Annotated in this window: 20 protein-coding genes; 11 read left to right on the top strand and 9 right to left on the bottom strand. The window is 59.6% G+C overall.

Features of this window, described 5'->3' with window-relative positions:
- Positions 1–222 precede the first annotated feature (222 nt).
- Complete coding sequence (locus tag FVW59_RS04030) at positions 223–2,469, top strand: TonB-dependent receptor (RefSeq protein ID WP_148062915.1); 2,247 nt, start codon at positions 223–225, stop codon at positions 2,467–2,469.
- Positions 2,470–2,599: 130 nt separating this feature from the next.
- A complete protein-coding gene (locus tag FVW59_RS04025) occupies positions 2,600–4,231 on the top strand; it encodes a GMC family oxidoreductase (protein WP_148062914.1) in 1,632 nt (543 codons plus the stop codon).
- A gap of 136 nt (positions 4,232–4,367) precedes the next feature.
- Here FVW59_RS04025 and FVW59_RS04020 read toward each other — a convergent pair whose 3' ends face one another.
- The gene (locus FVW59_RS04020; RefSeq protein WP_187275741.1) at positions 4,368–4,973 is read right to left on the bottom strand and encodes a TetR/AcrR family transcriptional regulator; all 606 of its coding nucleotides are present in this window, start codon (positions 4,971–4,973) and stop codon (positions 4,368–4,370) included.
- Positions 4,974–5,371: 398 nt separating this feature from the next.
- Between FVW59_RS04020 and FVW59_RS04015 the strand changes: the two genes are divergently transcribed.
- From FVW59_RS04015 to FVW59_RS04000, 4 genes are all read left to right on the top strand, one after another.
- On the top strand, positions 5,372–7,615 hold the full coding sequence (locus tag FVW59_RS04015) for a TonB-dependent receptor (RefSeq protein WP_148062912.1): 2,244 nt from the start codon (positions 5,372–5,374) through the stop codon (positions 7,613–7,615).
- 125 nt (positions 7,616–7,740) lie between these two features.
- Positions 7,741–9,231: a DUF1254 domain-containing protein gene (locus FVW59_RS04010; protein WP_148062911.1), complete on the top strand. Its 1,491-nt coding sequence runs from the start codon at positions 7,741–7,743 to the stop codon at positions 9,229–9,231.
- Between the two features lie 19 nt (positions 9,232–9,250).
- Positions 9,251–11,113, top strand: a complete 1,863-nt coding sequence (locus FVW59_RS04005) for a DUF3604 domain-containing protein (protein WP_246139616.1) — start codon at positions 9,251–9,253, stop codon at positions 11,111–11,113.
- Between the two features lie 35 nt (positions 11,114–11,148).
- A complete protein-coding gene (locus tag FVW59_RS04000) occupies positions 11,149–11,910 on the top strand; it encodes an SDR family NAD(P)-dependent oxidoreductase (RefSeq protein ID WP_148062910.1) in 762 nt (253 codons plus the stop codon).
- A gap of 105 nt (positions 11,911–12,015) precedes the next feature.
- Here the strand turns inward: FVW59_RS04000 and FVW59_RS03995 are convergent, their stop codons facing one another.
- Both FVW59_RS03995 and FVW59_RS03990 read right to left on the bottom strand, forming a co-directional pair.
- Positions 12,016–12,612, bottom strand: coding sequence for a nuclear transport factor 2 family protein (locus tag FVW59_RS03995; protein WP_148062909.1), 597 nt, complete (start codon positions 12,610–12,612; stop codon positions 12,016–12,018).
- Positions 12,613–12,666: 54 nt separating this feature from the next.
- A complete protein-coding gene (locus FVW59_RS03990; RefSeq protein ID WP_148062908.1) occupies positions 12,667–13,416 on the bottom strand; it encodes an SDR family NAD(P)-dependent oxidoreductase in 750 nt (249 codons plus the stop codon).
- A 204-nt stretch (positions 13,417–13,620) separates the two neighbouring features.
- Here FVW59_RS03990 and FVW59_RS03985 point away from each other — a divergent pair, with 204 nt between their 5' ends.
- Together FVW59_RS03985 and FVW59_RS03980 are read left to right on the top strand one after the other, a co-directional pair.
- The gene (locus FVW59_RS03985) at positions 13,621–15,477 is read left to right on the top strand and encodes a DUF3604 domain-containing protein (protein WP_148062907.1); all 1,857 of its coding nucleotides are present in this window, start codon (positions 13,621–13,623) and stop codon (positions 15,475–15,477) included.
- Positions 15,478–15,528: 51 nt separating this feature from the next.
- Positions 15,529–17,259, top strand: coding sequence for an FAD-dependent oxidoreductase (locus tag FVW59_RS03980; protein WP_148062906.1), 1,731 nt, complete (start codon positions 15,529–15,531; stop codon positions 17,257–17,259).
- 4 nt (positions 17,260–17,263) lie between these two features.
- Here FVW59_RS03980 and FVW59_RS03975 read toward each other — a convergent pair whose 3' ends face one another.
- Complete coding sequence (locus FVW59_RS03975; RefSeq protein ID WP_148062905.1) at positions 17,264–17,575, bottom strand: Rieske (2Fe-2S) protein; 312 nt, start codon at positions 17,573–17,575, stop codon at positions 17,264–17,266.
- 120 nt (positions 17,576–17,695) lie between these two features.
- On the bottom strand, positions 17,696–18,718 hold the full coding sequence (locus tag FVW59_RS03970; protein ID WP_148062904.1) for an NADP-dependent oxidoreductase: 1,023 nt from the start codon (positions 18,716–18,718) through the stop codon (positions 17,696–17,698).
- A 218-nt stretch (positions 18,719–18,936) separates the two neighbouring features.
- On the opposite strand from FVW59_RS03970, the gene FVW59_RS03965 reads away from it, so the two are divergent.
- On the top strand, positions 18,937–19,947 hold the full coding sequence (locus FVW59_RS03965) for an NADP-dependent oxidoreductase (RefSeq protein ID WP_148062903.1): 1,011 nt from the start codon (positions 18,937–18,939) through the stop codon (positions 19,945–19,947).
- 104 nt (positions 19,948–20,051) lie between these two features.
- Here the strand turns inward: FVW59_RS03965 and FVW59_RS03960 are convergent, their stop codons facing one another.
- From FVW59_RS03960 to FVW59_RS03945, 4 genes are read right to left on the bottom strand one after another with little or no spacing between them, the layout of a single operon-like run.
- On the bottom strand, positions 20,052–21,266 hold the full coding sequence (locus FVW59_RS03960; RefSeq protein ID WP_246139615.1) for an aromatic ring-hydroxylating oxygenase subunit alpha: 1,215 nt from the start codon (positions 21,264–21,266) through the stop codon (positions 20,052–20,054).
- A gap of 3 nt (positions 21,267–21,269) precedes the next feature.
- The gene (locus FVW59_RS03955; RefSeq protein WP_148062902.1) at positions 21,270–21,584 is read right to left on the bottom strand and encodes a putative quinol monooxygenase; all 315 of its coding nucleotides are present in this window, start codon (positions 21,582–21,584) and stop codon (positions 21,270–21,272) included.
- A 5-nt stretch (positions 21,585–21,589) separates the two neighbouring features.
- Positions 21,590–22,489 carry a sugar phosphate isomerase/epimerase family protein gene (locus tag FVW59_RS03950; RefSeq protein WP_148062901.1) on the bottom strand — a complete coding sequence of 300 codons (900 nt, stop codon included), beginning with the start codon at positions 22,487–22,489 and terminating at the stop codon, positions 21,590–21,592.
- A complete protein-coding gene (locus tag FVW59_RS03945) occupies positions 22,489–22,929 on the bottom strand; it encodes an SRPBCC family protein (RefSeq protein ID WP_148062900.1) in 441 nt (146 codons plus the stop codon). Before FVW59_RS03945 ends, FVW59_RS03950 begins: the two co-directional genes overlap by 1 nt.
- A 147-nt stretch (positions 22,930–23,076) precedes the next feature.
- On the opposite strand from FVW59_RS03945, the gene FVW59_RS03940 reads away from it, so the two are divergent.
- Both FVW59_RS03940 and FVW59_RS03935 read left to right on the top strand, forming a co-directional pair.
- Positions 23,077–24,108, top strand: a complete 1,032-nt coding sequence (locus FVW59_RS03940; protein WP_148062899.1) for an NADP-dependent oxidoreductase — start codon at positions 23,077–23,079, stop codon at positions 24,106–24,108.
- A 194-nt stretch (positions 24,109–24,302) separates the two neighbouring features.
- Positions 24,303–25,082, top strand: coding sequence for an SDR family oxidoreductase (locus FVW59_RS03935; protein WP_148062898.1), 780 nt, complete (start codon positions 24,303–24,305; stop codon positions 25,080–25,082).
- Positions 25,083–25,092 lie beyond the last annotated feature (10 nt).

The raw sequence follows: 25,092 nt of genomic DNA, 5'->3' as shown, positions 1-25,092 counted from the left end.
GATCCAGATGGCTTCACCATCTCGGGATGCGGAGTGTGCCACACCCGCCAGGATATAACAAACAGCTTCGACTGTTTTTATAAGATACAAAAGTTGTTAAAAAACAGTGTTGACTGTTTTTGTAATTTGGCTATTCTTCCGTCACTGGCATTGCGCCAGTCGCATAATCATAAATCAACCAGCCCGGGTGCCACCTGAGCTTTGCGTCAGAGGAACAACACAATGCGCACTAACTCCCGCAACCGCCTGCCCATCGCCTGCGCCGTCACCGCAGCCCTGGGTGGGCCGCTGCCCGCCTATGCCCAAATGGCCCTCGAAGAAGTCGTGGTCACGGCGCGCAAGAAAGAGGAATCCATCCAGGACTCGCCTGTCGCAGTCAGCGCGGTGAGCAAGGATACGATCGATGCGTCCTTCCTCGGCGATGCTACCGGCATCGTACAGTATTCACCCAACCTGATTTTCGACGACATCTCCGCCGGCACGCCCAATGGCGGCGGTATCGCGATTCGCGGTATCAGCTTCCAGGACGTGGAAAAGACCTTCGACCCCACCGTGCTGATCCATCTTGATGGTGTTCCCCTGGGTACGAACTCCGGCAATGCCATGAGTCTGCTCGATGTCGAGCGCATTGAGGTATTGCGCGGCCCCCAGGGAACCCTGTTCGGCAAGAACGCCGTCGGCGGCGTGATCAATATCCATCGAACCAAGCCCATCGCGGGCCAGTGGGCCGGCAAGGTCCGGGCGCGTGCTGAACGGTACGACGCCTACGGCCTCGAAGGCGTACTGAACGTCCCGCTTGGAGACAATGCTGCGGTCAAGCTCAACCTGGCCCAGGTAGAAAAAGCCGGGTATTTCGAGAACATCACCACCGGCAAGGATGAAGGTGATTCCACCGAGGACCGCTACGGCATTCACCTGCTGTGGGACATCTCCGATACCTTCCGTGCGGAAGTACAGTACAACAGCTATGAACAGGACGGCACGCTGGCCCCAATGCTGTCCATCAGCGGCCCCCAGGCGACACTTTGCCAGGGCTTCGGCGCCTGCGCCGTGAGCGATGACAAACCGCTGTCGGGTGACCGCCGCAAAGGCGCCGGCGACCTGGAACAGGACTTCGAACTGGACAGCGAGGACTACCAGGTAGACCTGAACTGGGAGATCAACAGCGACCTCAGCGCAGTACTGGTGGCCGCCCACCGCGAGATGGACGAAGTAAGTTTCCTCGATTTCGACGGTTCTCCGACCGAGATCTTCCACGCCTATCGCCCCAATAGCTACGAGCAGGACAGCCTGGAGCTGCGCTTTGACTACGACGCCGGCGACGCCCTCAGTTTTACCGCCGGCTATTTCAACTGGCAGTCCGAACTGACCGACTGGGTCAACGAAACCGATATCTCCCTGTTTATTGGTGTCCCTGTCGAGGCCTGTGGTTTTGACGGTGTGCCCTGCTCGCTACAAACCGCCGAGGCCTCATCCGACTCGGACTCGGTTTTCTTCGAGGGTGATTACCGCCTGAGCGACGAATGGATTGTTACCGCCGGCGCGCGCTGGATCGAGGAAACCAAGAAACTGACCAAGACCACGGAGTTGCCGGTATTCGGCCTGGTCCAGCTGCCCACCACCACCGGGGAGCGTACCGATGACGACATCATCTATCGTCTCGGTCTGCGCTGGGAGCCCACCGACGATCTGATGCTGTACACCACCTACTCCACCGGCTTCCGCAGCGGGGGTTTCAGTATCCGGGCCAGCTCTCCGGAAATCGTAGGGGCAGGTTTTGAGCCCGAGCAGGTCAGCAACTTCGAGATCGGGATCAAGTCCACCGCCTTCGAGAATCGCCTGCGCTACGCCCTGACTGCCTTCTACATGGAGTACGACGACATGCAGCAGGAGGTAAACATCCCGCTACCGGGGGTGGGACAGGGTAACCAGGACGCGGTGCTCAATGTTGGCTCCGCCACCATTCAGGGCCTGGAACTCGAACTGTCGGCCATCATCAATGACTACTTCAGTGTCGACTTCAACGGCGGCTACCTGGACGCGGAATACGACGAGTTCACCGGCCGCATATTTGGTGACGGCGCACTGACGGACGACAACTCCTATCTGCCCATGCGCCGGGCACCGGAATTTACCTACACCGCTGCGTTGAATTACCTGCAGGACGTTGGCAACGGCGCCTTGACCGGTCGGTTGTCCTACAACTGGCGCGATGACTATGCCGGTACTGTCACTGACTTTCCCGGCACTCACGTGGATGCCTACGGTGTGCTCGACGCCTCATTGAGCTACCAGTTCGGCAACTGGCGCGTCGGCGTATTCGGTCGCAATCTGACCGACGAGGATGAATACAGCCACACCTTCGTGGTAGCTCCCAATTCAGACGGGTCATCCCTGTTCGGCTTTGCAACCCCCCGCCCGCCCCGCACCTATGGCGCGGAGCTGGTCTACACCTTCGGCGACTATTGAGGCTCTCGCCACCCCCTGACCGGGGTACTCATACCGGGTCCCGGTAATTGTGGCACCTTCCCGGCCCTCTGCGGCCGGGTTTTTTTATCCCGGCCAGTTGCGTCCCTGATGTACAGGAGGAAATAACGTCATGAACGGGCATTCACCAGGTTACGACTACATCGTGGTTGGCGCCGGGTCAAGCGGCTCCGTCCTTGCCAATCGCCTGTCGGAAAACCCATCGCACCGCGTATTGCTGTTGGAAGCCGGCGGCAATAATGACCATTTCCTGATCCGCATGCCCAAGGGCATTGCCCGGATCGTCAACGACCCGCACCTTATCTGGTCCTACACCGCGGGCAATGAAAGCGCCGGAGACAGGCCCGAGGTGTGGATCCGGGGTCGCGGACTGGGCGGTTCCTCGGCCATCAACGGCATGATCTGGTCGCGCGGTCAGCCGGCCGACTACGAGGCCTGGGAGGCGGCCGGTTGCGAGGGCTGGAACTGGACCAGCATGAACAGCGCACTCAAGGCGATTGAAGACCACGAGCTTGGCGCGGGAAACTACCGCGGCAGTGGCGGGCCAGTCCACATTACCGCGGGCGGGCACTACCGCTATCCGCTAACGGAGGACATGCTGAACGCCGGTGAACGCTTCGGCCTGACGCGCAGCGCTGATCTCAACGACCTGCACGGGCCACGCATCGGCTACTACAGCCATAATGTCCGCAATGGCAGACGCGACGGCGGTGCCGCGGCCTTTATCACTCCGGCAAAGGCACGCGACAACCTGGACATCGTGACCCATGCGCTGGCAGAGCAAATCCATTTCGACCAGGGACGAGCCGTTGGCATTACTGCACAAGTGGCCGGGATGACACGAGATTTCGACTGCGCCGGAGAAATTATCGTGTGCGGTGGCGCGCTTGAGAGCCCACTCCTGCTGCAGCGTTCCGGCATTGGTCCCGCCGACGTACTGCAGGCCGCCGGCGTGGATGTGCTGTGCGACAGCCCTGACGTCGGACGCAATCTGCAGGAACACCTCGGCTTCTCGATGATGTTCCGCACCCGCCCCTGCGGCGGCAATAACCACCACTACCGCTGGCCGCACTTGTTATGGAGCGTGCTGCAATACCAATTGCTGGGCAGGGGCCCGATGACCACCGGCCCCTTCGAGGTAGGTGCATTCACCCGCGTCGGTTCCAACGATGGCCCGCCCAATCTGCAACTGTTTATGGCAGGCTATAACTTCGCACTGAGTGACGACAAACACCCGGTGCCACTGTCGACTATCGATCCCGAACCGGGCCTGACCATTTACGGGCAGCTGCTACAACTGGAGAGCCGGGGTTCTATCACAATTCGAGACGGCGAAGCATCCACCCCTCCTTCAATCGAACCCAACTGGCTGGAACACGAGGAGGATCGCCGCCAGGCCATAGACACGGTACGACGCATCCGCGAGCTGGCCGCGCAACCCTCGCTGGCGCAGCATATCGTGAAAGAAATGGTGCCCGGAGCGGACTGTCAGAGCGACGAAGACATAGTGGAAGCGTTCCGGGCAAAAGCCATGTGCGGTCTGCACGCCACAGGCACCTGCAGAATGGGCGGAGACAGTGACGCTGTCTGCGACTCGCAGCTGCGGGTCAGGGGAGTCGAGGGCCTGCGGGTCGCGGATTGCTCGGTGATGCCGGGACCGATCTCGGGCAACACCAATGCGCCGGCAATGGCACTGGGGTACCGTGCGGCGGACCTGATTCTGAAAGACGCTGGCCGACCGTGATGAACCTGGCCAGCACTCACACCGAGTGCACTTTTCCCGAAATCCGCTCCAGTTCCATGGCTGAAAAAAGATATCCAGCAGGCGTTCCGGATCGTCGTGCCAGCACACCAGCTGACGAACCGATGAACAACACCCGCTACCCGACTGATGCGGAGAACCCGGGATTCTCGGGGAAAGACCGATACGGGATGCCATAACCCCGAGCGAACATTGCGAGGTCTGCCTCGAACTGTCGCGCCTCTCCCCCCTCACCAAGAGACACGCCGAACAGCGGGCGAAATCCTTTTGAAAATACCAGGATAAACGTCAGCACAGCGTGCTGTACGACACTTTCTTCCATCCACCCACGAGCAGACAATCCCTGAAAAAAAGGCCGCAAATCGCCACCGATAACGGCAATCATCTTTGCACGCGCCTGCTGACAGACCTCGGGGTGGCGCGGTGTCTCGGCAATCATCAACCGGGTAACCTCAATATGCACTCGCGACTGATAGGTGCGACTGACCGCCTCCGCCGCCTTGCGCAGGCTTTCACCCGGGGTATCGGGATTCAACTGCAAACCGGACAGGTCAGCGAATAGCTTCTCAGCGGCATCGGCTATAACCGCCTCGAAGAGCGCGTACTTGTCGACGTAGCGACGATAAACCGTGACTTTCGTTACATTGGCGCGCCGGGCGATCCGCTCTATCGTCGCTTTGCCCAACCCGCGCTCAAAAAACTCTTCCCGCGCAGCATCCAGCACCTCCTGCTCTCGCTCTGAAGAGAGCTGATTCGGCGCCCGGCGACGAGGCTGCGTTCTGGCCACAGATTTTCACCCATTTCAGTTAGACGGAGACTCATGAGTATCACCTGACAGCCCGTCGCAGCCAACTATTTACAATCAAAAAAACATACATAACTGCTTTTATTTGAATGAACTGTTTGGTACATTTTAGAACTGATAATTAGCAGGCAGCAGCCAATTCGCGGGAATGCCTTATGAAGCCGGAACACACGGTCGCCCCAGACCTGAAAGCAGCTAGCTATTAATACAACGTGCCCGAGCCCAAATCGCTGTGTCGCGAAAGGGGCCCAACCTGACGTTGAACAATCCAAAAGCGGTACAGAGTCAACCCAATAACGTTACAAACAGGTGACCCCATGAACGTGAATCGTCGCAAGACCCCGAAACTATCCACGCACTCGACCTGGCTCAAAAGCCTGTCCGGCGGAGCCCTACTCGCCCTCGCGGGAACGCCGGCGCTCGCAGCCCAACTGGAGGAAGTTATCGTGACGGCCCAGAAAAGGGCCCAGAGTTTGCAGGATGTACCTGTGGCCGTGACTGCCATCGACGGCGAGAAAATCGGGGACCTCGGCATAAAGCGCCTCGACGACCTGACCATGTACACGCCCACCGTCATGGTGACCGAGGGAACCGGCGAGGACCAGATCTTCATCCGCGGCGTTGGGTCCGGTGTCAACAAGGGCTTTGAGCAATCCGTAGGGATGTTTATCGACGGGCTCTACTACGGCCGCGGTCGCAGCAGCAAAGCCGGATTCCTCGACCTGGAGCGGGTTGAGATACTGAAAGGCCCCCAGGGCATTCTGTTCGGAAAAAACACCATCGCAGGAGCCATGAATATCACCACCAGGAACCCCGGTTTGGAAGCCGAAGGCTTCGTCAACGCCACCTACGAAATCGAGACCAACGAGAAAACGGTGGAAGCCGCCTATGGCGGGCCGCTAAGCGACACTTTCGGTGCCCGCCTTGCCGTACGCGCCTCCGAACTGGACGGCTGGATCGACAACACCTTTACCGGCGACGAAATGCAAGAGCAGGAAGACCTGGTAGCCCGGCTCAGCACCGTGTGGAATCCGACCGACACTCTGGAAGTCATTGGCAAGCTGACCTACTCCGATCTTCAGATCGGCGAGAAGCCGGCTGAATTGGTGAGGTGCAGCCCCACCTTGGCACAGACTGTTGCCGGTGTCGACGACTGTCGTTTCAACGGCAAGACCACCATTTTCTCTGAAGACAGCGACGGCGGCCCCGGGTCCGAGGACTTCGAGGCCTTCAGCGCGGGCGTTACTGTCAACTGGGACGTGGGCGAGCACCAGATTACTTCGATCACCGGTTACACCGATCACGATGACGATTTTTACCTGGACGTCGACTATACCCATCTCGATACACTGGGATCGAACCGCGACGAGAAATATGAAAACTTCAGCCAGGAGCTGCGCCTGACCTCGCCCCTCGGGCAGACCTTCGACTACATAGCTGGAGTCTACTATGAGGATAACAAACTGGAGGTCTGGAATAACTTCAACCTCAGTGATGCGGGTATATCACGGACTACGTTTACCACGCAGGAAGGTGAGTCGTTCGCCGCTTTTGGCCAGGTTACTTGGAACATCAGTGATCTGCTGAGATTGACCGTGGGTGGCCGGTACTCCAAAGACGAGAAGTCAGTGGATATGGAGCAGTATTTCTCTGCGCTGAAAACCACAGACCGCCTGCCCATTCCCTCGCTGGGAGCACTGGGTAACGCCTTTGTGATCAATGACGAGCGCACTGACAATGACTTCTCACCGGCGGTGATCCTGGAGTGGACGCCGACAATCGATCACCTGGTTTACGCCAAGTACAGCCAGGGTTTCAAGGCCGGCGGGTTCGACCTCGGACTGGCCACCGGCGACCTCGACCAACTCCAGTTCGAACCCGAGGAAGTTGATGCATTGGAGCTCGGCAGCAAGAGTCAGCTCCTTGACGGCGCCATGACCCTGAACGTCTCGATCTTCCGCAACGAATACTCGGACCTGCAGGTCAGCACCTTTGATGGCGTGGCGAACTTCAACGTCGGCAACGCCGCAGAGTCCGTTTCCCAGGGCGTCGATGTCGAAATCGTCTGGGCACTCACCGATGAGCTGACCTCTTCCCTAGCTTTCAGCTACCTGGACGCGACCTATGACAGCTTCCCCGGCGCGCAGTGCAACTTCCAGCAGACTCAGGCTACACCGACCGGTCAGCTCTGTGTCAATGACCTCTCTGGCGAGGATTTGCAGTTTGCGCCCGAGTACTCGGGCCACTTCAACCTCACGTGGGAAAAGCCAATCTCCTCAGACTACCTGTTGACCCTGGCCACAGATGTCGTGTTCTCCGACGAATTCTTCGTCGCTAACGATCTCGACCCCACTCTGCTCCAGGACAGCTTCTACAAGTTTGACCTGAGAGCGGCACTGGAAAACCTGTCGGCTGGCTGGGAGATCGCCCTGGTAGGTAGGAATCTCAATGACGAGACGACTTTCCACTGGGGCAACGACGTTCCGCTGTCACCCGGTAGCTTCTTCAGGCACAACGACATCGGCAGGACTGTAGCCATCCAGGGACGCCTCTATTTCTGAGGCCCTCAGGGGCGCCCGGACCGGGCGCCCTTTTTTTCAATGGACACAATACGCGAGTACAGCCTGGCCACGCCCTGCATTGGACATTACTGAATGTCCAGGTCCTGTAACCAGAGGAATCAGCGATGGAACACACAACCCCGATTCGTACACGCCCCGGACTGACCGCCTTGCTGGCGTTCACACTGTCGCTGACCTGCTTCGGGCAGGTCGGTAACGCCGCAGAAGATATCGGTTCCACGCCCGGTATGACCTACCAGAGCAACGACGCCATTTTCGCGGGTGAAACTGACGACCCCTACCGGCTGGCGCTGCGCGCCTATATCTGGGGCTATCCGCTGGTCAAGGCCGCCGCCATCCGCATGGCACACACCAATCCCGACGATCCCTACGTGGAGCGTGCACAACCAAGTGCCGCCGGCCCGCTAAACACACTGAACCACTCCCGCGAACTATTTGGCCCGGAATTTCGCAATGGCGTAGGGGTAAACCACGATACCCTGTACAGTTTCGGCTGGTTTGATCTCGAGGACGAGGCCTGGGTACTGGAAGCCCCGGATTTCGGTGACCGCTACTACACCTTCTCAATTTACAACGCGGACTCTTCCTCCGCCGATACCATTGGGCAAAGGACCCATGGCAGCCAGCTCCCCACGGTACTGATTCACGGCCCGCTCTACGACGGTCCGGTGCCCGACGATATGCTGGCCATTGGTATCGCCACGCGGTACCTGAATTTTGCCGGCCGCATACTCACCAGCGGTACCGAAGAGGATTACCGGATCGTCCACAGCCTGCAGGACCGGATTCGCATGCGCCCCCTGGATAGCTACTTGGCCGGGAAGCCCGCGCCGGCGTCAGTACCAGACCAGACCCGCCTTTCCGCGGGAGTGGAAAGCGCTAGCCACTATCTGCAGCTCTATGCACAGCTTGGCAACGTACTGCGGGACTGGATACCTGCCGCGGAAGAACAATCGTTGCTGCGCTCCTTCGAAGAAATCGGATTGAGTGCCCAGGCGTTTCATATCGAGGGGCTGGAAAACGCCACCTTGGATGCCATGAAACGCGCCGCTCGGGACGCGAGTGAACTGATAGCAAGACGTTCCCGCGACCTGGGGAGCAACCACAATGGATGGACGATCAATTACCTGGGCTCGCGTTTCGGCACCGACTACCTGTTACGTGCGGCGGTCGCCAGGGACCAGATCTACGTGACCGTGCCCGAAGAGGCCATCTACCCGATCACCCGCCTGGATGCCAATGGCGAGCCACTGCACGGCGATCAGCACTATCGCATCTCGCTCCCCGCTGACGCCCTGCCGCCCGTGAAGGGCTTCTGGTCCATCACTCTGTATAACGACAGCGGCTACCTGGTGGAGAATCCGATCGGCCGTTACACCATAGGTGACCGCACGCCGGGACTGGTCAGTGGGGACGACGGCACGATCGATATCCGGATTCAGCGCGATGCCCCGGACACGTCAGCAGTCAACTGGTTGCCGGCACCCGCGGGCGAGTTCTACCTGATGATGCGTCTGTACATACCCGAACGGGCCATACTCGAGCGTGAATGGCTGCCGCCACCGGTCATGCCGGTCGACCATACTGAAGAATGAAGAACGAAAGGAGAGAGCTGTGCTGAATCATCGGAATTGTCTGCAGGGACTCGCCGCAGCACTGATCACCTGTACCACTGCCCTGGCGACGGACAACACCTCTTACTCGCCCGCGGTGCGTGACCAGGCATTCCCCGATCAACTGCTCTGGGGAGACACCCACCTGCACACCAACCTCTCCGGCGACGCGTTCATGAGCGGCACCCGTGAGTTCACACCCGAAGTGGCCTATCGTTTTGCCCGCGGGGAGACCGTGACGTCTTCGACCGGAGTAAAGGCGGCGCTTCGGGATCCGCTCGACTTCCTGGTAGTGGCGGACCACGCTGAGTTTATCGGCCTGTTCGCCGCTGCGGCCGACGGGGAACCCTGGTTTATGGAAACGGAACTCGGCAAGCGCTGGCACGAGTTCCTGAAAAGAGGCGATGTCACCTCACCCTTTGCTGAATTCCAGCAAACCATAGTCGGACGCGACAAGGACCCGGTGACAGAGTCCACCAAGAAAACGATGTGGCAGTCGATCGCGGACACCGCCGATGCATTCAACGAGCCTGGCCGCTTCACCGCGCTGATCGGCTACGAGTGGAGTTCGAGCCCCGACTTCAGCAATCTGCACCGGGTAGTCGTTTACCGGGACGATGCCGAGACCGCCGGCCAGATGCGGCCCTTCTCCGCGGTGGACAGCCAGAACCCGGAAGATCTCTGGCGCTTCCTGGCTGACTACGAAGCCGAGACCGGCGGCCGGGTGCTGGCAATCGCCCACAACGGCAACCTCAGCAACGGACTCATGTTCGCGCCGGAGAATTTCGAGGGCAACCCTCTGTCCGCCGATTACGCCAGCGCCCGCAACCGCTGGGAGCCCCTCTACGAGGTGACCCAGATCAAGGGCGATGGCGAGGCCCATCCCACGCTCTCGCCGGATGACGGCTTTGCCGACTACGAGACCTGGGATACCGGCAACTTCCCCGCGGGAGAAGGCGGTGGCCAGCCCAAGGAGGACTGGATGCTGGAGTACGAGTACGCCCGCCCGGCCCTGAAGCAGGGACTGCTACACGAGCAGAATCTCGGGACCAACCCCTTCCAGTTCGGCCTTATTGGCAGCACCGATGCGCACACGGGCCTGCCCGCTATCGCCGAGGACAATTTCTTCGGCAAGTTTCCCGAGTCCGAGCCCTCCGACAAACGCATCGGCTCGAACATGGAGTGGCTGACCTGGCCCAACTCCATGCTGGCGGCCTCCGGCCTGGCCGCCGTGTGGGCCACCGACAATAGCCGCGAAGCGATCTTTGACGCCATGAAACGGCGGGAGGTCTACGCCACGACCGGGCCGAGAATCGGTGTGCGACTGTTCGGCGGATGGGATTTCACGCCGAACGACCTGATAAGGCCCGACTATCACCGGGCGGGCTACATCCGGGGTGTGCCCATGGGGGGCAAGCTGAGCGACCCGCCGCAGGGCGCAAGCCCGCGTTTTATGCTGGTGGCTTCGAAAGCGTCCCGGGGAGCCAACCTGGATCGCATACAGGTCATCAAGGGCTGGCTCGACGGCGCCGGGGAGGTGCATGAAAAAGTCTACGACGTGGCGTTGTCCGACGGACGCGTGGTAGACGCCACGACGGGAGAAGCCCAACCCGTAAAGAATACCGTGGACGTCGACTCGGCCACCTACAGCAATGAATTCGGTGCGGTGCAATTAGCCACCGTCTGGCAGGACCCGGATTTCAACCCGCAGGAACGCGCGTTCTATTACGCACGGGTACTGGAAATCCCCACGCCGCGCTGGACCGCCTACGACGCTTCCCACTTTGGCACTGAAGCCCCTGTAGACGCCGAGATGGTAACCCAGGAAAGAGCCTACACGTCGCCTATCTGGTACAACCCGTAAACATCGCAAGCAAAGAAAAATGAGGAAACAGCCTGATGAAACTGACCAATAAAGTCGCACTGATCACCGGCGCTACCGGCGGCATTGGCCTGGCGGCAGCGAAACTGTTCGTTGGCGAAGGGGCCAGGGTTATGCTGGCAGACATCGACCAGGCAGCCCTGGAAGCTGCTGTCGCCGAACTCGGCGCCGAGCAGGCCGCCAGTGTTGTGGTGGACGTCACGCAACCCGAGCAGGCGGAACGTGCGGTTGCGAGTACCGTTGAGCACTTCGGCCAGCTGGATATCTACGTTGCTAATGCTGGCATCGTCGGCCCGATCCAATCCATCGAGGATTGCCCGGTGGAAGCTTTCGACAAAGTGCTGGCGGTCAATGTCCGCGGTGTCTGGCTGGGTATCAAGTACGCCATGCCGGCCATGCGCCGCCAGGGCGGCGGCAGTATTGTCATCACCTCCTCCGGTGCCGGCGTCCAGGGGATGCCCAACATGAGCCCCTACAACACCAGCAAACACGCCGTCATCGGCACCATGCGCTGCGCAGCGAAAGAGGGCGCTGCCGACAATATCCGCGTGAATACGGTCAACCCCGGGCCGGTAGCCACCCGCATGATTGAGTCCATCGAGTCCGGGTTCGACAAGGACAACACCGACCAGGTGCGCGAAGCCTTCACCGCCGGCGTGCCCATGGGTCGCTACGGTACGCCGGAGGAAGTCGCGAAGCTGATGCTTTTCCTGGCCAGCGACGACAGCAGTTACTGCACCGGTGGCGTCTACATGGTCGACGGAGGCAATGCCGCCTGAATACACAAACTCTTCCAAATCGTCCAGCCGGGTTACCCCGCCGGGATTGAAAGCATTCGCTTCGGTCCCACCAGCAGGAATGTCAGTTCAACTGTCCCGCCGCCACTAACGTTCGGTCACCTGCCCCGCAACCCGCTCCAGTTCCATGGCGTAAATCTGCCAGCCAACGCCGGGCGTATAGCGCACGGTATCGTGGTAGGTACCGATAAAGATATCCACCAGCCGGCCAGGATCGTCGTGCCAGGCCTGGAGGTAGCTGGTCATCGAGGCCTCGCCACCCTTGCCGTCGGCATCGGGCAGGCTGTGAATTTCCACCAGCTGGGTGCCGATCATGTGCTGTGTGGTAGCGAAGACGGCAAGCGCTTTCGCAGCCACCTCCACCCAGGCATCCGGCCCGGTGGCCGAAAATCCCGTCTTGCCACCTTCGGTTGCGGCGATTTTTGCATCCGCTGCAAAAATACGCCGGTAGATCGCGCGCCCCTCGGCAATGCCCTCAGGCGTATTGAGTCCTATCAGGTCGGTCGCCCGAGCGTACTGCCGCCGCAGGTACTCAATCTCCTGACGGGCCACAGTGCGGGCAAGCGCCTCTGGCGACGGCGACACAACAACACTGGGGGTGGCCAATGCGGCACTGGCGCCAAAGGGCAACAGAGCGGCCAGCAAAAGAAAGGCGGGGGCGATGGGGAAGAGTCGGGGCGTCATGTTGGTGGCCTCCAGCAAGCCTGGGTTACGGTTGTAAGCGGTGCTCCTATGGGGCTAGCCGGCAGTCCAGCCTCCATCCACCGACATCAGGTTACCGGTACAGAAGGACGCCCTGCCCGAGGCGAGCCACAGTACCGCCTGTGCGACCTCCTCCGGTGTACCCATACGCTTCATGGCGTGCAGCCCGGCCAGGATCTGCTGAGTCTGTGCATCGGTGGTACTCTCGAGTAGAGGCGTGCGCACATTGCCAGGGCAGACCGCATTGATGCGGATGCCCTGCTCCGCGTACTCCAGTGCCGCGGTCCGCGTCATGCCTGCCACGGCGAATTTACTCGCGACATAGAAGGAGGCGCCCGGGAATACACGCTTGCTCAGCGCAGACGCCATGTTGACAATATTGCCGCCTCCCTGCTTGAGCATCTGGCGCAACTCCGCTCGCATGCACAACCAGACCCCTTTCAGGTTCACCCCCATCAGACGTTCGTAATCGTCCTCTTCGGTTTCCGCCAGGGGCTTGATCGGCGCAGAGACACCGGCGTTATTCACCGCCACGTCGAGGCGCCCCCAGGGCGAGAGGATGCGGTTAACCATCTCGTCTACCTGATCGGCACGCGAGACGTCAATCGCGAGGGCGATTGCTTCGCCCCCGTTATCATTGATACGAGAGGCGACCCGCTCCGCGGACTCGGCGGACCAGTCGGCGACTGCGACCCTGGCTCCCTGGGCGGCAAACTCAAGCGCGCAGGCTTCACCAAGCCCGGCACCGCCCCCCGTGACGAGCACCACACGATTCTCAAAATCCATCACGCGATCTCACTCCTCGCATTTTCTTATTTCCGGGGGCCTTGATCATCGCACAGGACCGCCCACTTTAAAACCATCATTGACGTTTTTTATATGCGAATATAAACTGATGAAGTCAATGATAAAAACACCGCAGCTTCACTACTGACCGCCAACCAGTGAGCAACAGGGTGGCCCTGCGGACGGCATGAGGGATTTACCGCAATGCATCGATTCAAGAAACGCACACTGCTGCTGCCTGCACTGTTGCTATGCCACACAGCCTTCACCCACAGCGACGAGGCCTACTCCCCGCCCACACGCGAAGGTACAACGCAGCTGTACTGGGGCGACACCCACCTGCACACCGCGCTTTCCGCCGACGCCTTTATCAACGGTACCCGGCTTGGCCCCGAGGACAGCTACCGCTTTGCCCGTGGCGAGGCCGTGACTGCCGACAACGGCATGCAGGCGCGATTGCGGGCGCCCCTCGACTTTCTCGCCGTCACCGACCACAGTGACTACCTCGGCGTCTATCGCGGGCTTGCTCGAGAAGACGAAGCGCTGGCTGGCTGGGCGGTAGGGGATGAATGGTCCGCGATGCTGGCGGAAGAGCGACTCGGAGAACTCGTCCGCGCCTTTGGGAGTGCGGTTCAGTCCAGCGATGATGCACTGAAGACGCCCGAGGCCTTTGTTTACAGTACCTGGATGGAGGTCGCCGATATCGCCGACCAGTTCAACCAGCCCGGCATGTTCACCACCCTGATCGGCTATGAATGGACCTCGATGATCAGCGGCGACAATCTTCACCGGGTGGTCTTCTACCGCGACGATGCAGATACGGTAACCCGGCAACTCCCTTTCACTTCTCAAGAAAGCACCGACCCGGAAGACCTGTGGCAGTCGCTTGCCGACTATGAAGAGAAAACCGGTGGCCAGGTCCTGGCCATCGCCCACAATGGCAATGTCAGCAACGGGCGGATGTTCGCCCCGGAAACGCTGAAGGGCAAAGCCCTGGACAGCGACTACGCCAAAACACGCAGTCGCTGGGAACCCGTGTACGAGGTAACCCAGGTAAAGGGGGACGGTGAAACCCATCCGACCCTTTCTCCCACCGATGAATTTGCCGATTTCGAAACCTGGGATCAGGGCAATATCTCCCTCACCGCCGACAAGGAACCCTGGATGCTGCGCTACGAGTACGCTCGCTCCGCGCTGCGCGAAGGGCTGCGCCACCAGGACAAGACCGGCACCAATCCCTTCAAATTCGGCATGATAGGCAGCACCGACTCGCACACGGCCCTGTCCACCACGGCGGAAGATAACTTCTTCGGCAAGTTCCTGGAGTCGGAGCCCGCGCCAGATCGCGCCACCAACAGGATGGCCCATGTGCTGCAGGAGAGTTGGGAACTCGGCGCATCCGGTCTCGCCGCCGTGTGGGCCACCGACAATACCCGGGAAGCGATTTTCGACGCCTTCAGGCGCAAGGAGGTCTACGGCACGACAGGGCCGAGGATTCGCCTGCGCTTCTTCGGGGCCTGGAACATGGACCCGGCGCTCTACGAGCGCCCCGATTACGCAGACATTGCCTATGAGCAGGGCGTTCCCATGGGGGGCGATCTGCTACCGCAGGGCGGCACCACGCCCCCTCCCAGCTTCCTCGTTGTGGCTGAGAAAGAGCCCGATGGCGCCAATCTCGACAGAATCCAGATCGTTAAAGGCTGGCTGGACGCCGCGGGAGAGTCCCACGAGCGGGTTTACAACGTGGCGCTGTCAGACGAACGCCACGCCGATCCGGACACCGGCAAGGTGCCGCCGCTTCCCACCACCGCAGATGTCGCCAATGCGACCTACAGGAACAGTGTCGGCGCGGCCAGCCTCGCGACGGTCTGGACCGACCCCGACTTTGAGCCAGGGCAGGCCGCGTTCTACTACGTGCGGGTACTCGAGATCACCAAACCCCGCTGGAACGCCTACGACGCGGCCTATTTCGACAAGACCATGCCCGATAAAGCACCGATGACGGTACAGGATCGGGCCTATTCATCGCCTATCTGGTATACGCCGGATTCTGAATCATAGAGAGCGGCGAAAACTCAATTCATCCATCCCCCGATAAAGGAAATAAAGGCCATGGGAGAGAAACATCAAACCGGAATTGGCCGCCGCCAGTTGCTCACCGGAGCTGGCGCAGCAGCCGTGCTGGGCGTTAGCGCGCGCCCGGCGCACCCGGCAATGGACAGCATTCACTGGGAGCGTGAAGTCGATGTTATCTGCGTCGGCAGTGGCGCGGCCGCCTGTTCCGCCGCGACTGTGGCAAGCCACGCCGGCGCCTCGGTACTGATCCTGGAAAAACTGCCAATGCTGGGCGGCACTACCGCGAAGTCGGGCGGCGTCACCTGGATCCCGAACAACCCGATTCTGCGCGCCCAGGGGATAGACGACGACAAGCTTGATTGCCTGCGCTACCTCGCGCGCTACGCCTACCCCCAGCAATATACGCCCAACAGCCCCACTCTGGGTTTACGTGAATCCGACTACCGCCTGCTGGAAGCTTTCTACGACAACGGCACCAAAGCCATCGAATTTCTGCAGGACAACGACATCGTCAAGTTCCAGCAGTTCAGAATGTGGCACGTGGACAAGGTGCCCCCGGACTACGCAGACCACCTGCCAGAGAACAAGGTACCCCGTGGACGCTGTATCGAACCGGCCTCGGGGGCAGGTGCCAGCGCTGGTGGCGGCTCCCTGGCCGTTACGCTGGCAAATTGGCTCAAGTCACAGGGTGTCCCCATGCTCACAGAGCACCCGGTCACGCGGCTGATTATGGCCGCTGACCGCGTGGTGGGTGTGGAAGTGCTCCACGAAGGCAACACGCTAAACTTCAAAGCCCGCAAGGGCGTGGTTTTTGGCACCGGCGGTTACGCCCACAACACCGACCTGGTCAGCCTGCACCAGACGGCCCTCTATGGTAGCTGCGCCCTGCCCGGGTCAACAGGCGATTTCATTGGCATGGCCGGCGCTGTGGGAGCACAGATGGGAGCGCTACACATGGCCTGGCGCACCCAGGTCCTGTTCGAAGAAGCCCTGCGCGACAGGGAACTGGGCCTTGGCGCCTTCGTACTGCCCGGGGACTCGATGATTGTCGTTAACCGCTACGGCCGCCGCGTCACCAACGAGAAGCGCAACTACAACGACCGTACCCGCACTCACTTCTACTATGATCCGACCCGGGAAGAATACCCAAATCAGCTGCAGTTCATGGTCTTTGATCACCGCAGCCTCGACGCCTTCGGCGGGAATTTTCCGCTACCTTCAAGCCCCGCGGGTTCGCGCTACCTGATCAAGGGCGACACATGGGATGAACTGACCGCAAACATCGCCGCACGACTGGCAGGCGTAGCGGACCAGAGCGGCGGATTCACATTGGACCCGATTTTCCGGGATGCCTTGCAGGACAGCGTCGAGCGTTTCAACGGGTACGCCAGAAAAGGGATGGATACTGAATTCCAGCGCGGCAAGCACCAGTACGACAGCGACTGGCACGAACTGTTCTCGAGCCACCGCAAGGACACTGAATATCCCGTCAATCCAATGCCCAGCCTGGTCATGCACCCGTTCAGCGAGCAGGGCCCGTACTATGCCTTCATCCTTGCCGCCGGAGCGCTGGACACCTGCGGCGGCCCCGTCATCAATGAACACGCACAGGTACTGGCCGCGGATGGCAGCCCTATACCCGGCCTTTATGGTGCAGGTAACTGCATCTCCAGCCCGACCCGGCAAGCCTACGCGGGCGCGGGCGGCACCATTGGGCCGGCCCTGACTTTCGGCCATATCGCCGGCCGCCACGTCATGCAGTCCTGACTAATCAGTCAACCGCAACTTCCACCTGCCCATCGACCACGCGTACCGGGTAGGTGGTCAGCGGAATCTGAGTCAGCTGCCCCTTGGTGGAACCGTCTCGCAGATCGAAGCGGGCACCGTGTAGCGGGCAGGAAATAAAACAGTTGCGAATGCGCCCACCCTCCAGTTCTGAGGCCTGGTGAGTACACTGATTGATGACGGCGTAGAATGTTCCGCCAGCATTGCATACGAGGACATTGACGCCATCGACGTCTACTGCCCTGGCGGTGTTATTATCCAGTTCTTCAGCAGCAAATACCGCCTGGAAATTTTCCACGGATTGACTCCCTGTTATCGATGTAATGGCCTGAGTATAGTACGCCCTCACAATAAAAACAATCGCGACTGCTTTTAAAGGAATTGCGACGACTGCACGCAAGCGAATCGCTGTATCCGCTCAGGCCGGAGTCACTTTCAGTAACTGCTTGCCAAAGTTCCTGCCCTGAAAAAGACCGGCCAATGTCTCCGGGCAATTTTCCAGCCCTTCAACGATATCTTCCTCCACGTGAATCTTTCCGGCGCCCACCCAGGCCTTCATTTGCTCTATTGCCTGCGGAAAGCGGTCCAGGAAATCCAGCACCAGGAATCCACACATAGTCGAGCGGCGTATAACGAGCTGCATGTAATTAGCAGGCCCGGGCGGCAAATTACCGGCGGTATAGCCCGATGAAATTCCACCGCACAGGACAACCCGCGCATTAAGGGAAAGATTGCCCAGTACATCATCCAGTATGGAACCACCCACATTGTCAAAGAACAGGTCGACCCGGTTGTTGCACAGTTCCTTGAGGCGCTCGGCCACAGATTCATTCCGGTAGTCGATGGCGTGGTCAAAATTGGCCTGCTCGGTCAACCAGCGACATTTCTCCGGACCGCCGGCGATACCAATGACCGTGCACCCATGAAGCCTGGCAATCTGCCCCGTCACTGAGCCGGTCGCGCCAGCCGCTCCGGACACCACGACAACCTCACCCTGTACCGGTTTGCCATACTCCATCATGCCGAAATAAGCCGTCATTCCGGTGATGCCGTAAATATGCAGGGGATAGGTGATGCTGGACACCTCACCCACCCTGGCAATCGGGAACATACCCGCGCCGTCGGTCGCAATGTAGTCCTGCCAACCGAAGGTACCGGTTACGAATTCCCCTTCCTGGTAATCAGGGTTTCTCGATTTCACCACCTGCCCCACTGCGGCCGACCGCATGACCTCGCCAATCCTGACCGGGGGTACGTAACTCGGCACATCATTCAACCAGCCTCGCTGGGCAGGTTCGAACGATACATAATGGTTCCTGACCAGAATCTCATTGTCATCCGGCTCGGGAATTTTGCCTTCACGCCATTCGAAGTGCTCGCGCCCGACCAGGCCAACAGGCCTCTCCCTGAGTACCCACTGGCGATTGATGTCATAGCTCATGGTGTTTTCCTTTCAGTCAATGCGCTGCCAACAGCAAGTTGACCGCTGTGGCAGGAGGGGCAGAGGCGGTTCTTGAAGAGCGCGATTATAGTCCGGGAGAAAAACGAAAACAATCATGGTTGCTTTTTATGTCAGGACGCATAGACTGGCCACTATGCAAAACGCCGACCCCACCCCGGAGCCTGCCAAGGCCCGCCAAATAATCAGAGGCTACTGACATGCAAACCAGCAAAAACCGGCAGTTTATCCTGCATCAACGACCCGCGGGCACCCCTACTACCGACGACGTCGTTCTCGAAGAGCATTCTCTTGCCCCCCTGGCTGCGGGACAGGTCCGCGTGCGCAACGCCTATTTTTCTCTGGACCCCGCCATTCGCGGCTGGATGGACGACACACCCAGCTACCTGCCCCCCATCGAACTGGGCACTCCGGTACGCAGCACAACCGTAGGCGAAGTCGTCGAAAGCCTTGATCCAGATTTCCAGCCGGGAGACAAAGTGGTGGCCATGGGAGCGTGGGAAGAGTTTTCGACCGTGCCCGGCGCCATGCTGAGCAAGGTACAGGACGACAACCGCTTTCCACTGCATTACTACGCAAACATCCTCGGTGCCGTGGGCCTGACACCCTACTTTGGCGTAATGGACGCCGGCAAGCCAAAGCCCGGTGACACGCTGCTGATGAGCGCGGCAGCAGGCGCTGTGGGCTCTGTAGGCGGACAGATAGCCAAACTGGCCGGGTGCCGCGTCGTCGGTCTGGCCGGCTCCGATGAAAAATGCGACTGGATCATTTCCGAACTCGGCTTTGACGCGGCCATCAACTACAAGACCTGCGGTCTTATCGCCGACGCCATCGCCAGGGCCTGCCCGGCAGGCGTCGATATCTATTTCGACAATGTGGGTGGCGAAATCCTCGACGGAGCACTACTGAATCTCAACAGTGGCGCCCGCATCGTCTTCTGCGGAGCCATCTCGGGTTACAACAGCGCCGAGCCAGTGCCCGGTCCCTACAACTGGTGGCAGATCCTGGCACGCAGTGTGACCGTGCAGGGTTACCTGGTCAGCGATTACGTCGACCGCTTCCCCGAGGGTATTGCCCAGATGGGCGAATGGGTGGAACAAGGCAAGATCAAGTTCAGGGAAGAAATTGTCGATGGTTTTGAGAACACATTCAGCGCGTTCCTCAAGCTCTTTGACGGTAGCAACGCCGGCAAACTGATCCTACGTCTCTGAGTTCCGGCATCTCCGGGAGGGGGCATTGCAGGAGTGACATACCACGGACAAGACCAGCCGGGCTCCAGCCCGACTGGTCTTGCCGCGGTGTATTTACTGTATATCTATAATTCAGGGGGTGGGGCGTCGGCCTCCCCTGCGAGGTAGTAGTCCAACCAGCGGTGAAAATACTGGTTACCTCGCTCGTTGCGCCCAAAAATCACACTGTCGTGGGCACCGGACTCCAACCCTCGCTGGACCTGCAATCCCACCTGGTAGTCCTCCCGATCAACAACGGACTGCAGCCAGTCGACCATGGTCTCAGTGGCCTGCTTTTCCTCATCGTTGGCCGGCGGCTCCGGCTTGAGGAAATAGAGGATGGTACGGTTTTCAGCGGGCGTCGGCCCGGGGATTAACTGTGCCACCTGGGTGATCTCGGGTGCCACGAAAATGGAAATGTTGGGGAAGAAAGTCCGGATAAAGTCGTAACCGTTATTCTCGTATTTCCACAATTCATCTCGCGGAACGTCGCGCAGTTGATCGATGCTGCGCTGTGGAAACCCGATCAGAATGTGGGGGCCATGAGCCTCGAAGTGCATGATGTTGGAATAGGTGCGCGGATGAATGGTCTCAGGGTGAGCTGCTGCGAAGTGGTAACCTTCCAGATAACCGTCGTAGGCAACTTTCCAGTTTCCACCAAAAATCTCGCGTCTACCGCAAAAGTGCCAGTTCTCGAAGTGCTTCTGTTCCACATCGGCAATCATTCCGCCCAGGAAGGCCTGGAAGTCGACCTCCAGGCCCGGGGTGAGGACCGCGAATATCATGCCACCCTGCTCATGACAGGACAGCTGCGTGAGACCCAGCGTTGCCTTGTCCACATCGCCAAACTTCTTGTACTCCGCCACCCCTTTCAGGGCACCGTCCAGGCCGTAGGACCAGCGGTGATAGGGGCAAGTGAACAGACGAGCGTGGCCGCAACCCTCGGTCGTCAGTTTCATTCCCCGGTGGCTGCAGACATTGAGCATGACCCGGGCTTCTCCGTCCGATGCCCGGGTGACAAGAAGCGGCATGCCCAGCATTTCGATGGTTTTAAAGTCACCCGGCTCGGGTATCTCAATGGAAAGCCCGACCATGATCGGTAAACGCTTGTATATGAGATCGATCTCGCGCTGCCATACATCCGGGTCCGTATACTGTTCATAGGGCACCCGCATGACATCCTCGGCCATGTCAGTGGTGCCGTTCTCGACATGGTCCATCATGGACTCGACAGCCCGGTTGTAACACTCCGCCAGCGCTTCAGGGATGGCGGCAACGGCAGCTTTGGCTTCTACACTCATTGTTCAATCCTCCGGCATCTGGACCGGACCGACCGAGGTAACCTCGTACTGTCTCGGCTCAAGGCTGATTATCTCGAGGGAGGCGGTTTTCTCCATAAACTGCCTGATATGGGCACTGCGCAGATGAGCGAAGAGATGCTCCTGGCTTTCCCATTGCTCCGATATCCAGACAACATTTGAATTGCAGATATCCCGGGCCATGGCGTACCACTGACATCCGGCTTCCTTCAATGTGGGTTCCACGATCTGCCGGGCAGCCTCAACAAAGGCGTCGGCATCGGCAGATGAAATTTCTGCACGGGCGGTTATTGCGATCATCCTGCTTACTCCATTGTTATGTTTGAATCGTTGTCAGCGGCCGGCGTGCCACCGGCCGCTGAATATACAGCTGATATCACCTTGCGCGTTGCGCGCTCGCATCTGGCCGCGGCCGTTCTCGCGTCTAGCGCATCCAGTTCGTGTGAGAACACTTCTGGCCCGAAACTGTAAATGCCACCTTTATCCTTCAAGATTCCAAGCAGTGTCTTCAGGGGTATATCCCCCTCGCCGGGAAGCAGACGGTAACCGAGGCAATCCTCCAACAGGCTGCGTTCGGGTGGCAATTCGCGTGCGTCAGCCAGTTGTACAGTACGGATACTGCCGGCAGGCATAGCACGCAACAGCTCCCAGTCGGCGCTACCGCGAAAAAAGTGCCAGCTATCCAGGAGCACGGCCGCATTATTGCACCCGGAGCCTTCTACGATCGCCCAGGCTGAAGCGAGATCCGGAACACCCCACATCGGGATACCTTCCAGGTCCACCTGAACACCGCAGCGGGCTGCTTTTTCACAGAACTCGCCAAAGTCATCAATCAGACAGGACTGCTCTGCCTCCAGCGGGTCGTAAACCCCCGTGGCACAAATCGCTGCCAATTCAAGGTCCTGGCAGGTTTGCAGGCACTCATCCACGGAGTCTGCAAACACCTCCTTCGCCGCCGACGGCGTACCCTGCGCGAACGGATAGCGAGCCCAGCGGGCAAAACCGTCATAGTGCCCAAGCTTGACACCGTGATCCCGTGCCATACGGCGTATCTCTGCGGGAGAGCAGCCTTCCTGCAGGAGCTTCCTGTAGGTTAAAGGGCCCATGGCAAGTGTGTGGTATCCGGCTTCGGCCGCGGCCGCCAACTGATCAGCAAACCCGTGCGTTTTTACACAAGCCGGCCACAGGGTGAGCTCCACCGGCATCAGCGCCGTGTAGCCTGCTCGAGGCCATCAAACATCAAAGCATAGGCTCCCTTGAGGAACTCGCGAGCCTCCTCTTCCCGCCCGGGTGCGGCCTCGAATTCACCGCGGTAGGCCATTCTGCATCCGCCCCGAGGCAGCGGAGCGAGCGTCCCGGTGGCCTGATATTGCAACAGTCCGGCCGGACGCTCGCCCACAATCGACAACTGCCAGGTCAGCGAGTCTTCATCGAGGCCATCCAGACGCTCGCTCACGGGCGCGGGCATCCCCTCGTTGAAAATATGGCGAACCATGCCGACGCCTTTACCCTCCAGCTCAACACGGGCGATCCTGACCGGCCCGGAGGTGGGCCACCAGGCCTCAATATTCCCGAAGTCCACAAGCAGCCCCCAGATGGATTCTGCATTAACGGTATAGTCGTGCGAAGCTTCGATCACTGGCATAGCGGGCCCTCTCCAATATGATGAGGTTTTATTGTGTGGCGTTCAGACTAGGTTCCGGAAATATAAAAGTCAAGCATGCTTGCTTTTTTATTGACTGTTGTTAAGCTCTGAAAACAGCATTCACCAACCCCTCACGAGGCGCACCTTATGACGACGAATCGCGAGCTGTACCTGCACCAACGCCCCCAGGGAATCCCGACAGGCGAGGACATTCGGCTTCGCGAGGTACCTGCACCCCGCCCGGACGACGGGGAGGTTCTGCTCAGGAACCTCTATCTGTCGCTCGACCCTGCCCAGCGTGACTGGATGAGTGACAAGGTCAGCTATATGCCACCCATTGCCATTGGCGAGGCGATCCGCAGCACAACACTGGGAGAGGTCGTCAGCAGTCGCCACCCCGACTACCAGCCCGGCGATTTTGCGCTCGGCCTGGCTGCCAATACCTGGGCGGACTACAGCTGCACCGCTGGCGACCTACTGACCAAAGTCGATCAGGAAAAAGCCTTCCCCCTTCACTACCACCTGAGCATCTTCAGTGGCGCGATGGGGCTCACTCCCTACTTCGGCATGCTCGAACTCGGCCAGCCGAAGCCCGGAGAGACCGCACTGATCAGCGCTGCCGCCGGGGCGGTCGGCTCGATTGCAGGTCAGATCGCGAAGATTCAGGGGTGCCGGGTCATAGGGCTGACAGGCAGCGACGAGAAAGGGCGCTGGCTGACCGATGAGCTGGGGTTCGACGGCTATATCAACTACCGCGCCGAAGCCGACCTTGACAGCGCCATCGCGACAATCTGCCCCGAGGGGGTCGATATTTTCTTCGACAACGTGGGAGGCGAGATACTCGATGCGGCGCTGATGAATCTTGCCAAGTACGCCCGGGTGGTATTCTGCGGCGCTATTTCCTCGTATAACACCAGCGGCCCGGTACCGGGGCCGTTCAATTACTGGCAGGTTCTGGCCCGCAGCGCCACCGTCAGGGGCTTGCTGACAACCAACTATGTTGATCGCTTCCCGGCCGCACTGGAAGACCTCCGCCGCTGGCTCGACGAGGGAAGGCTGAAATTTGCAGAGGATGTCGTGGTAGGCCTGGAAAGTACGGTCGATGCCTACCGCCGTCTCTTTACCGGCGCCAACCGGGGTAAATTGCTGGTTCGCCTGACCGACAACGACAGCTACTGAACGTTTTGCTTCCTCTGGGGAAATGGTCGAGGATGCGTACAGACAGGCCGGTCTTGCAAGCACAATAAACACAGTCTAGCTTGTTTTTTTATTGATTGAATGCTAGGCTCCGGCCCTACAGCCTGGCGCCCGGCAACCGGATCAAGCCCGACAATCCCAACTATCCACTCGCCACGAATAAGGTATACAGCTATATGACAGGCCAATTGAAGAACAAGGTCGCCCTTGTGACTGGCGGTACCAATGGCATCGGGGAAGCCGCCGTCAGGGGTCTTGTCGCCGAAGGTGCCCAGGTCGTCTTTACCGGCGGCAATGAAGAGGCCGCGGCGCGCATCACGGCCGAAACCGGTGCGCAGTTTGTCAAACACCGGGTACAGGATGCCGCAGGCTGGGCGGAGGTAAGCGCCGCGGTCCGCTCACTCGGGCGGCTGGATCTCGCTTTTGCCAACGCGGGCATACACATTGGAGACAGCGACATCGAAACGGTAGAACTGGATGCGTGGCGCTCCATTGTCGATGTCAACCTGACCGGCGCCATGCTCACCTGCAAACATGCCATTGCCCTGATGAGGCAAAACCCGGAGGGGTCAGGCGGCTCAATCGTGCTGAACAGCTCGATAAACGGCATTCTTGCCCTGGCCGGGGATGTCACCTATTCCACCACCAAGGGGGCTCTGCGCCTGCTGGCGAAGTCTGTCGCAGTGCACTGCGCAAAGCAGAAACTGAACATCCGCTGCAACTCGATCCACCCCGGGGTGATAGAGACACCGCTGATCAAGGGCGCTATCAACCAGGCTCCCAACCCCGCAGAAGCGCGGAAACTCCTGGAAAGCGTTGCACCGGTAGGACGCCTGGGCTCCACCGAGGAAATCGTATCCCTGGTTATCTACCTGGCAACCGACAACGCAAGATTCATGACCGGTTCGGAACTGGTCATCGATGGCGGTGCCACCGCGGGCCTGCCTGGCGTCTGACCCTGCCAAC

This window comes from Parahaliea aestuarii (assembly GCF_008064635.1).
GTDB lineage: Bacteria > Pseudomonadota > Gammaproteobacteria > Pseudomonadales > Halieaceae > Parahaliea > Parahaliea aestuarii.
The sequence above is the reverse complement of the archived record's forward strand: the minus strand, read 5'-3'. Positions and strand labels throughout refer to the sequence as shown.